We start from the raw sequence: 8,549 nt of genomic DNA on the forward strand, positions 1-8,549 counted from the left end.
TGTTCAATAAATTTTGGCGTATACATTAACTTTACCCTTATTACTACATGGGGCGTTCTGAAATGAACATGCCCGAAATGAATATGGAGCAAATGCAACAAATGATGATGGAACAACAAATTAAACAAAAACTAGGCTACTTATCCCCTGTAAAATACAGAGAATTAGCAGCCTAGAACATAGTGTTTTTATTAAGTTCCCATTTTAAGGGTTCAGTGCCTTGTAGTTATTGTGTTTTTATATACTTTACTACTTATTTTCGTTGTTATCATCAAAGGACTGCATGAAGTTCATGCATTCATTCATCATATTATCCATTCTCTGGTCATAATCAGAACCTTGGGTAAAACCAGTTTGTCCAATGACGATTAAACCAGCTAGTACAAACGACAGCACTAAAGGTAACTTCTTTTTCATCGCTTATTTCCCCTTTCATTCAAAGTATCCCTAATCTTTTTTTAACACTTTCTTTAATTTTTCATATTCATCTTCATTAATTTCACCTTGGGCCAGCCTTTCCTTTAAAATTTGTAAAGAATCATCTGATCTTACACCTTTTGGGTTTTTCTGAAGCTTTTGCAATTAATATATATACACCATAAAATAACAAGCCAAGAATGATAATCCAAAAAATCATGCCAATGAACCCCATTCCGCCCATCATATGACCCATACCCATACAATTTGTCAATCCTTTCCTTCTTTCTCGTTTTACAATTATACCATATGGGGGTATTAGTATTCCAAAAAAGTGTTTTTAATATTAGTAGCAGAAGGCAATTCATTGTACTGCAAAATGGCCCGATTATTGAACTATTTTTTAATAAAATAATTCCTACGTTCCCAATTCCAGAAAGCAATAATACTAAAAGATTCCTCATCTGCTTTTTCCTCATCATCTGTCATATAATCTGTATCTTTTATTGGATATTTTTCCGTTTCATCAACGGGAGATTGAATATCTGACTTATGCTTATTTTTTGGTTTCACAATTTTTGAGCGTAATATTTTCATGGGAACGCTCCAAATCAATATCTTTATTTGGCGCATATTTGCGTTTTAAGAGCTTATGTATGTTTTTAGGTTAAAACTATATGATCTATACATAATTCTTTAAAATACCCCCTTTAAATTCAAAATAAGAGCATTTGAATTTAAACAAAATAAAAAAACCGACCTCCTGCCATCTCAGCAAGGGGCACTTGAAAACCGTTTGGAAATCATCAAGGGACGTGTCGTATTTTTTGAAAAAACCACTCAAAAAATCTCCACTCAAGGCACGCATAAAATATCAGCGAATATACCAAAGGAGTGAACATATTGATTCCATATTATCTTTGCCTAAAAGAAAACATAATTAAACACCGACGTGTCGGTGTTTTAGTGTTCATGTGAATATTAAAAATTTATGGAGTGATGATACATGAACACATTCGTTTTCGGCGTGATTTTAAAGAGATTAGAAGAAAAAGGACTTAATGTACACGAAGTATTCAATATGAGCGATAAACAGGCTAAAAAAGACTTATTTGATGATTTATACCATTATGTCAGATATACAAAGCCATGCGGTGCAGAATTAACGAATGTATTATACTTGACCGCGTACTATGGTACGCGGTTTATTATTATTTAGAGGTGAACTATGTGAGTTATCGTATTACTGCATTTGCAGAAAAATGTGGGGTAAATAAAGAGACGATTAGATATTACGAACAAAAAAATTTATTACAAGAACCTTCCCGAACGAAAGCTGGTTATCGGATATATTCAGATGATGATGTTAAGCGTGTATGGTTTATTAAACGGATGCAAGAGCTTGGTTTTTCTTTAAGTGAAATCCACAAGTTGCTTGGTGTTGTAGATAAGGATGATGTGTGGTGTTCGGATATGTATGAGTTCGTTTCTCAAAAAGTTGATGAAGTACAACAACAAATTAGAGATTTAATGCGTGTTGAGAATATGTTGAATGATTTAAAAGAATGTTGTCCGAATGAAGAATATTTATATTCTTGCCCTATTATTGAGAAAATGTTTGAGGGTTAAAATCAACTTTTTAGCAGGTGATGTAAATTGACTGTACAAAAGAGAAAAAATGTAAAGGATAATGATAAATTATTGTTTTTAGGAATACCAGCATTGTTGGTTCTATGTTGCGCTTTACCAATCCTTTTAATTGCAATTGGATTGAGTTCTATGGGTGCTTTCTTAATAGGAAAACAAGTTTGGATATTTGGTTCTGTTTTGTTAATTGTCGGACTGATTATGTTGGTAAAAAGAAGAGGTAGTCGTAATACATGTCAGTCGGATTGTTGCCATTATAAATTCAGTGAAACAGAAGAAAAAGGGGGGGAGTGATTTGAAATCAATATTGTTCTTTAAAAGATTTTATTATCAGCTCTCATTATTGTAAGCCTCTCAGCATGTGGAATATCCAATGGAACCAACATTGTTATTTTAATTTCAGGAATTTATATTTCTTATTATTGGGGGATTGGTCCGGGTGGCATATTTCGATAATTAAAAGGAGTGTTAAAAAATGACTAAGAAAATCAGTATGAAAGTTAGTGGCATGACTTGTATGGGTTGTGAAGAACATGTAGCAGTTGCACTTGAAAATATTGGTGCCAAGAATGTAGAAGCTAGTTTTCGTCACGGTGAAGTATTATTTGAATTACCCGATGATATTGGGATTGAAAGTGCAAAAAAGGCTATTGATGAGGCGAAATATCAACCTGGAGAAATAGAAGAAATATCATCACAAGAAAATGTGGTGTTAGGTAATGAAGGCGATTATGACTTACTTATCATTGGTTCCGGTGGTTCGGCTTTTTCAGCTGCGATCAAAGCGATTGAATACGGGGCAAAAGTAGCCATGATTGAGCGTGGAACCGTTGGCGGAACATGTGTAAACATTGGCTGTGTTCCATCAAAAACACTTCTTAGGGCTGGAGAAATTAATCATTTAGCAAAAGTAAATCCATTTACGGGATTACAAACATCTGCTGGAGAAGTGGAATTAGCACCCTTAATCAAGCAAAAAGATGAATTAGTGAGTGAGCTTCGCAATCAAAAATATGTGGATCTAATTGATGAATATGGAATTGACTTAATTGTAGGTGAAGCAAAATTTACTGATGAACAGACGGTTGAAGTCAATGGGGAGAAACTTTCCGCAAAACGCTTTTTAATTGCAACGGGTGCATCTCCTTCTCTCCCGCCGATTTCAGGACTTGAAGAAGTGGAGTATTTAACAAGTACAACGCTCCTTGAAATAAAAAAGGTACCTAAACGATTAACGGTGATCGGTTCAGGATATATCGGAATGGAGCTTGGCCAATTGTTTCATAACTTAGGTTCAGAAGTAACGCTTATGCAAAGAAGTGAGCGATTGTTAAAAGAGTATGACCCAGAGATTTCTGAAGTAGTAGAAAAAGCTTTAATTGAACAAGGAATAAACCTTGTAAAAGGGGCAACTTTTGAGCGTGTAGAACAATCTGGAGAGATAAAGAAGGTTCATGTTACAGTAGATGGCAAGAAAAAAGTGATTGAATCAGAGCAGCTGCTTGTTGCAACAGGAAGAAAACCAAATACGGATACGTTGAATTTAAATGCAGCTGGGGTTAAAGTCGGAAAACGAAAAGAAATACTGATAAATGATTATGCTAGAACAAGTAACGAAAAGATTTATGCGGCAGGAGATGTTACATTAGGGCTTCAATTTGTCTATCTAGCAGCATATGAAGGTGGAATTGTTGCCGATAATGCAATCGGTGAATTAAATAAAAAACTAGATTTATCAGTGGTTCCCGGCGTGACATTTACAAATCCAGGGGTAGCAACAGTAGGCTTAACAGAAGAACAAGCAAAAGAAAAAGGCTATGAGGTCAAAACCTCCGTATTGCCTTTAGATGCTGTTCCAAGAGCTATAGTAAATCATGAAACAACAGGTGTTTTTAAGCTTATTGCTGATTCGAAAACATTGAAAATGTTAGGGGTTCATGTTGTATCTGAAAATGCAGGTGAAGTGATTTATGCAGCGACTTTAGCCGTTAAGTTTGGTTTAACCGTAGATGATTTAAAAGAAATCCTTGCACCATATTTAACAATGGCAGAAGGATTAAAATTAGCTGCACTTACATTTGATAAAGATGTATCAAGATTATCTTGTTGTGCAGGGTAAGCTCTTATTTATAGTAGCTTAACTATGTGAAGAAAATACACTCAAACTATCCGGTGGCTATAATTGAGAAAGCCAATCTAAAAAAGTCGGTTCCTTAGCGTACAGGAATTCGACTTTTTTAGGTTGAAATTCCCTTAACGTACAAAATTTCCGAAATGTTGGCGGTACCCCTAAATCAATTGTTAATTAGTAATAACTATAATAAATTAGTTTAAAGGAGCATACATAAGAAATGAATCCATGTTTAAGATTTAAAGATTTTAAAGAAGACTGGAAATATGACTTATTTAACGAACTAGTTACAAATAAAAGTAAAAAATTTAATCCACAAATAGAAGATCCTACAAAGGATATAGAATTAGATAGCATCGAGCAAAATACAGGTCGCATTCTTAATACATACATGTCGAATCAGTTCACAAGTCAAAAAAATAGCTTTAATAAAGAAAATGTCTGGTATAGTAAACTAAGACCTTATTTAAATAAATACTATTATTCACAAATAGATTTAGTAGTGTAGCTAATAAGTCAGCCGGCTCAAAAATGCCACGTGCTGATTGGGAGTTAGTTAAAAGTATTAGATTATATAAAGGTTCAATTGAGGAACAAGAAAAAAATTGGTGATTTCTTTAGCAAACTCGATCACCAGATTGAATTAGAAGAAAAGAAACTTGAACTTTTAGAGCAACAAAAGCGTGGATATATGCAAAAGATTTTCTCACAAGAACTAAGGTTTAAAGATGAAAATGGAGATGAGTATCTTAATTGGAAGACGTCGCAATTAGGAGAAATTACAAAAACATTTAGTGGTGGAACACCAAAATCCAATAATGCTGGTTATTATAATGGAGATATTCCATTTATTAGATCTGGTGAAATTTCTAAGCAATTTACAGAACTAAAAATTACAGAAAACGCTCTTAATAACTCTTCAGCTAAATTAGTTGAAAAAGGAGATTTACTATATGCACTCTATGGAGCTACAAGTGGAGAGGTAGCAATTAGTAAAATTAATGGGGCAATAAATCAAGCAGTATTGTGTATAAAGTCAAAAGAATCTATAAGTTTTTTATTAAACTTTTTGAAACTACAAAAGCAACATATTTTAAAAACATATATTCAAGGGGGACAAGGTAATCTATCAGCAAGTATAGTAAAAGGAATAACTATTAAATTACCTTGTAGAGAAGAACAAACTAAGATTGGTAATTTCTTAGATAAAGTTGAAATTTTAATTGAAAAACAATCTACAAAAGTTGAATTATTAAAGCAACGTAAACAAGGATTATTACAGAAGATGTTTGTTTAATTCTGATAAAGGTCTATTATTTTAATAGAAAAGTTTACAAATATTTGCGAAGGTTTACACGATGATAAGAATAAAAAGGAGGAGCTAGGATGAATGGAATTGGTAAAATATTGGAATTTATTTCTAAGCCTATAAATTTTACAGTTTTATTAGCAACATTTTTAACAACCTCATTATTAACAGGTATGAATTTTTTTAACGAGTCAGTATTAGAAAAAATTCATATTAATAAGTTTTTGCAAAACTATGGTTTTATTATCTTTGTTCTATTAATTGCATCTTTTTTCCTATTAATCGTGCAAGTAGGAGCTCATATCATAAAAAAAAGAAAAGATAAAAAGTTTTTTGAGTATTTTAAAGAAAATCAAGATAGATTATTTAATGATGAGGAAGCATTAATCATATTAAAAAAATTATATGATAATCACCCCCAAGCAGTACAACTATCGTATTTAAATCAAAAGGTCAGATTGTTACAACAATTTCAGTTAATTACACCAGCGGTCTCAAGTTGGGAAACAAGTGCGATTGATCCGCATATGCCATACATGTTACAACCAGAAGCAGAAAAAAGGATAAAAGATAAATTAAAAAATAGTAAGTCATCTTAAGAAAATGATTATTAGGTTACAAATTATGGGTATTCGGATTTTATGGTGGAAAAGTTGCTTCCACTTTAAACATCATGTCGGATTCATTTTCTTGTGGTGGTTCTATTGTTTTAAGATCTGGTAGTAATAATAAGTCTGACATATTGTTCATCCTTTACTACTCTGTGGTGTTATAGTATTAAATATAGATTTGATATTGAAATTATCATTGCTAATTATTTTACTAACATCAATCTCATAAAGCATTTATATGATTGAAAACAAAAAGCCTATCATTCACTATCCTACAATAAAAAGGGTTATCCCATAGTTACACGGGATAACCTTACAATTATTAAATTATGCAGTTGCACAGCTACAATCTTTGCACTCGCAAACTTCATCAGTACAGTTGTCTACACATTCTTGACTACAGTAAACTTTTCCTGCTTCTTCTACTTTTGTTTCCCCAAGAACACAATTACAGTTCGGTCTCGCACATTTTTCCATACTAAATTCCTCCTTATTATTTAGGTAAATCTTCGGTTAAACACCAACCACGATCTAATAGACTAACGACGCAATTATCAACAATTCGGTACCGAATAAAATTGGCTTCACGAATACTGTGAACGATGCCTTTATCAACCAATCGTTGAAGTTGGTTAGAAATGGCTTGAGGTTTCATTTCAAGCTGTTCTGCCACCTCGCTAACAGATGCATTTGGAGTTCGAAGCAAGGTATGCAGTATTCTAAGCCGTGTCCCATTAGAAAGTATTTTAAAGGTCTCACTTAAACTTTCAGCGTTCTCTGTATCTAATAAGGGACGTTCCGTTAGTTTTGGTTTTGGTGTACACCAGTTTTCAGACATTATTTCCTCCTCCATTTCACAATTACATTATATAGTGTAATGGTTTTTGTGTCAAGAACCTGAAGTTCATATATGAGCATCTTTTTATCAGTACATTATAACGTCTTAATAAGATAAAATATAATTCCCTCTTGTTTGACTACCTACCCGTAATCACCCGTGTTTGATTTATAATTTTGTGGTATTATTATTTTTCCTTAGCATTCCACCAAACAATCCGATTTAACCACTATTTTTTTCGAATTATCAAAATGCTAATTCCACTATATATTCCGAAGACCCATTTTTAATAAGTCAACTAGATAATGTGCAATAAATTTTGGCGTATACATTAACTTTGGTTTAAAGAAAACATTTAAAATTCATGATTATATGCCAACCATTCGACTATTTTTTGAGTTTGTTAAAAGTTCCGAGGCTCAACGTCAATAAAGCAATTGGAATAAAGCGCCTATGATTATTTAAAAAAATAAGTTATAATACATTCAAAAATATTTTTGAATGAGGTGTAATTATGTTTCAGACTATTGTAACTGCTGCTATTCTTTATATTGCGACAGCATTAGACTTATTAGTGATTTTATTAATGTTCTTTGCTAGAGCAAAGACTAGAAAAGAATATCGAGATATTTATATTGGTCAATATGTAGGATCTGTAGCATTGATTGTCATAAGTTTATTCTTTGCCTTTGTCTTAAATTATGTTCCTGAAAAATGGATATTAGGATTGTTAGGGTTAATACCGATTTATTTAGGAATTAAAGTGGCTATTTATGGGGATAGTGACGGAGAAGAGAGAGCTAAAAAAGAATTGAATGAAAAAGGATTGTCTAAATTAGTTGGTACGATTGCAATTGTTACGATAGCAAGTTGTGGTGCTGATAATATCGGTTTATTTGTTCCCTATTTTGTGACATTAAGTGTTACTAATTTATTAATTACTTTGTTTGTCTTTTTAATTTTAATTTTCTTCTTGGTATTTACTGCACAAAAATTAGCTAATATTCCAGGAGTTGGAGAAATTGTTGAGAAATTTGGTCGTTGGATTATGGCTGTTATTTATATAGCTTTAGGTTTATTTATCATTATAGAAAATGACACTATTCAAACAATTTTAGGATTTATATTTTAATTTAGGGTGTGATTTCATATGAGTTATGAAAATGCATGTGATGTGATCTGTGTACATGAGGATAAAGTTAACAATGCTTTAAGTTTTTTAGAAGATGATAAATCTAAGAAATTACTTAACATTTTAGAAAAGATTTGTGATGAGAAGAAATTGAAAATTATATTATCTTTGATTAAAGAAGATGAGTTGTGTGTTTGTGATATTTCTGTGATATTGAAAATGAGTGTTGCTTCAACTTCACATCATTTAAGACTTTTATATAAAAATGATGTACTTGATTTTTATAAAAAGGGAAAGATGGCATATTATTTTATTAAAGACGATGAAATAAGAGAGTTTTTCTCTAAAAATCAGAAGGGTTTTTGAAACGAGTGAAACGAGTTTCTTCTTGTCTTGATACTATAAAAATAAGCAAAGATATAACATAAAACTACTTATCGGAAGTTATATGTAACTCATCTAGT

12 protein-coding genes and 1 pseudogene are annotated in these 8,549 nt (G+C 32.0%); 9 read left to right on the forward strand and 4 right to left on the reverse strand.

Annotated elements, in window-relative coordinates; all coding sequences use genetic code 11:
- Positions 1 to 249 precede the first annotated feature (249 nt).
- From HMPREF3131_RS11335 to HMPREF3131_RS11575, 3 genes are all read right to left on the reverse strand, one after another.
- The gene (locus tag HMPREF3131_RS11335; RefSeq protein ID WP_002469039.1) at positions 250 to 417 is read right to left on the reverse strand and encodes a hypothetical protein; all 168 of its coding nucleotides are present in this window, start codon (positions 415 to 417) and stop codon (positions 250 to 252) included.
- A gap of 30 nt (positions 418 to 447) precedes the next feature.
- Positions 448 to 582, reverse strand: coding sequence for an SHOCT domain-containing protein (locus HMPREF3131_RS11570; protein WP_256262200.1), 135 nt, complete (start codon positions 580 to 582; stop codon positions 448 to 450).
- A 231-nt stretch (positions 583 to 813) separates the two neighbouring features.
- Positions 814 to 1,014: a hypothetical protein gene (locus HMPREF3131_RS11575; RefSeq protein WP_171991300.1), complete on the reverse strand. Its 201-nt coding sequence runs from the start codon at positions 1,012 to 1,014 to the stop codon at positions 814 to 816.
- Positions 1,015 to 1,423: 409 nt separating this feature from the next.
- Here HMPREF3131_RS11575 and HMPREF3131_RS08075 point away from each other — a divergent pair.
- From HMPREF3131_RS08075 to HMPREF3131_RS08100, 7 genes and pseudogenes are all read left to right on the forward strand, one after another.
- Positions 1,424 to 1,638, forward strand: a pseudogene (locus tag HMPREF3131_RS08075) (hypothetical protein); the annotation flags it as partial.
- A gap of 9 nt (positions 1,639 to 1,647) precedes the next feature.
- Positions 1,648 to 2,046 carry an Hg(II)-responsive transcriptional regulator gene (gene merR / locus HMPREF3131_RS08080; RefSeq protein WP_070436615.1) on the forward strand — a complete coding sequence of 133 codons (399 nt, stop codon included), beginning with the start codon at positions 1,648 to 1,650 and terminating at the stop codon, positions 2,044 to 2,046.
- A 27-nt stretch (positions 2,047 to 2,073) separates the two neighbouring features.
- Complete coding sequence (locus tag HMPREF3131_RS08085) at positions 2,074 to 2,358, forward strand: hypothetical protein (protein ID WP_049415651.1); 285 nt, start codon at positions 2,074 to 2,076, stop codon at positions 2,356 to 2,358.
- 181 nt (positions 2,359 to 2,539) lie between these two features.
- A complete protein-coding gene (merA, locus tag HMPREF3131_RS08090) occupies positions 2,540 to 4,183 on the forward strand; it encodes a mercury(II) reductase (protein ID WP_070436616.1) in 1,644 nt (547 codons plus the stop codon).
- A gap of 232 nt (positions 4,184 to 4,415) precedes the next feature.
- A complete protein-coding gene (locus HMPREF3131_RS11580; RefSeq protein WP_049415645.1) occupies positions 4,416 to 4,703 on the forward strand; it encodes a hypothetical protein in 288 nt (95 codons plus the stop codon).
- A gap of 78 nt (positions 4,704 to 4,781) precedes the next feature.
- A complete protein-coding gene (locus tag HMPREF3131_RS11345; protein ID WP_050486199.1) occupies positions 4,782 to 5,492 on the forward strand; it encodes a restriction endonuclease subunit S in 711 nt (236 codons plus the stop codon).
- 89 nt (positions 5,493 to 5,581) lie between these two features.
- Complete coding sequence (locus HMPREF3131_RS08100) at positions 5,582 to 6,103, forward strand: super-infection exclusion protein B (RefSeq protein WP_218084743.1); 522 nt, start codon at positions 5,582 to 5,584, stop codon at positions 6,101 to 6,103.
- 505 nt (positions 6,104 to 6,608) lie between these two features.
- Here HMPREF3131_RS08100 and HMPREF3131_RS08110 read toward each other — a convergent pair.
- Positions 6,609 to 6,953 (reverse strand): ArsR/SmtB family transcription factor, encoded by a 345-nt coding sequence (locus HMPREF3131_RS08110; protein WP_061815577.1) that lies wholly within the window; start codon positions 6,951 to 6,953, stop codon positions 6,609 to 6,611.
- Positions 6,954 to 7,467: 514 nt separating this feature from the next.
- Here HMPREF3131_RS08110 and HMPREF3131_RS08115 point away from each other — a divergent pair.
- Together HMPREF3131_RS08115 and HMPREF3131_RS08120 are read left to right on the forward strand one after the other, a co-directional pair.
- Positions 7,468 to 8,085 carry a CadD family cadmium resistance transporter gene (locus HMPREF3131_RS08115; protein ID WP_002500367.1) on the forward strand — a complete coding sequence of 206 codons (618 nt, stop codon included), beginning with the start codon at positions 7,468 to 7,470 and terminating at the stop codon, positions 8,083 to 8,085.
- 18 nt (positions 8,086 to 8,103) lie between these two features.
- The gene (locus HMPREF3131_RS08120; RefSeq protein ID WP_061815578.1) at positions 8,104 to 8,451 is read left to right on the forward strand and encodes an ArsR/SmtB family transcription factor; all 348 of its coding nucleotides are present in this window, start codon (positions 8,104 to 8,106) and stop codon (positions 8,449 to 8,451) included.
- The last annotated feature ends 98 nt before the right edge of the window (positions 8,452 to 8,549 follow it).

Origin of the sequence: Staphylococcus sp. HMSC14C01, from assembly GCF_001808085.1 — a bacterium.
Classification (GTDB): Bacteria; Bacillota; Bacilli; order Staphylococcales; family Staphylococcaceae; genus Staphylococcus; species Staphylococcus hominis.

Excerpts from the sequence above, each read along its gene's own strand:
- HMPREF3131_RS11335 (WP_002469039.1), bottom strand. The coding sequence starts at position 417 with ATGAAAAAGAAGTTACCTTTAGTGCTGTCGTTTGTACTAGCTGGTTTA.
- HMPREF3131_RS11575 (WP_171991300.1), bottom strand. The coding sequence starts at position 1,014 with ATGAAAATATTACGCTCAAAAATTGTGAAACCAAAAAATAAGCATAAG.
- merA (WP_070436616.1), top strand. The coding sequence starts at position 2,540 with ATGACTAAGAAAATCAGTATGAAAGTTAGTGGCATGACTTGTATGGGT.
- HMPREF3131_RS11580 (WP_049415645.1), top strand. The coding sequence starts at position 4,416 with ATGAATCCATGTTTAAGATTTAAAGATTTTAAAGAAGACTGGAAATAT.
- HMPREF3131_RS08100 (WP_218084743.1), top strand. The coding sequence starts at position 5,582 with ATGAATGGAATTGGTAAAATATTGGAATTTATTTCTAAGCCTATAAAT.
- HMPREF3131_RS08110 (WP_061815577.1), bottom strand. The coding sequence starts at position 6,953 with ATGTCTGAAAACTGGTGTACACCAAAACCAAAACTAACGGAACGTCCC.
- HMPREF3131_RS08115 (WP_002500367.1), top strand. The coding sequence starts at position 7,468 with ATGTTTCAGACTATTGTAACTGCTGCTATTCTTTATATTGCGACAGCA.
- HMPREF3131_RS08120 (WP_061815578.1), top strand. The coding sequence starts at position 8,104 with ATGAGTTATGAAAATGCATGTGATGTGATCTGTGTACATGAGGATAAA.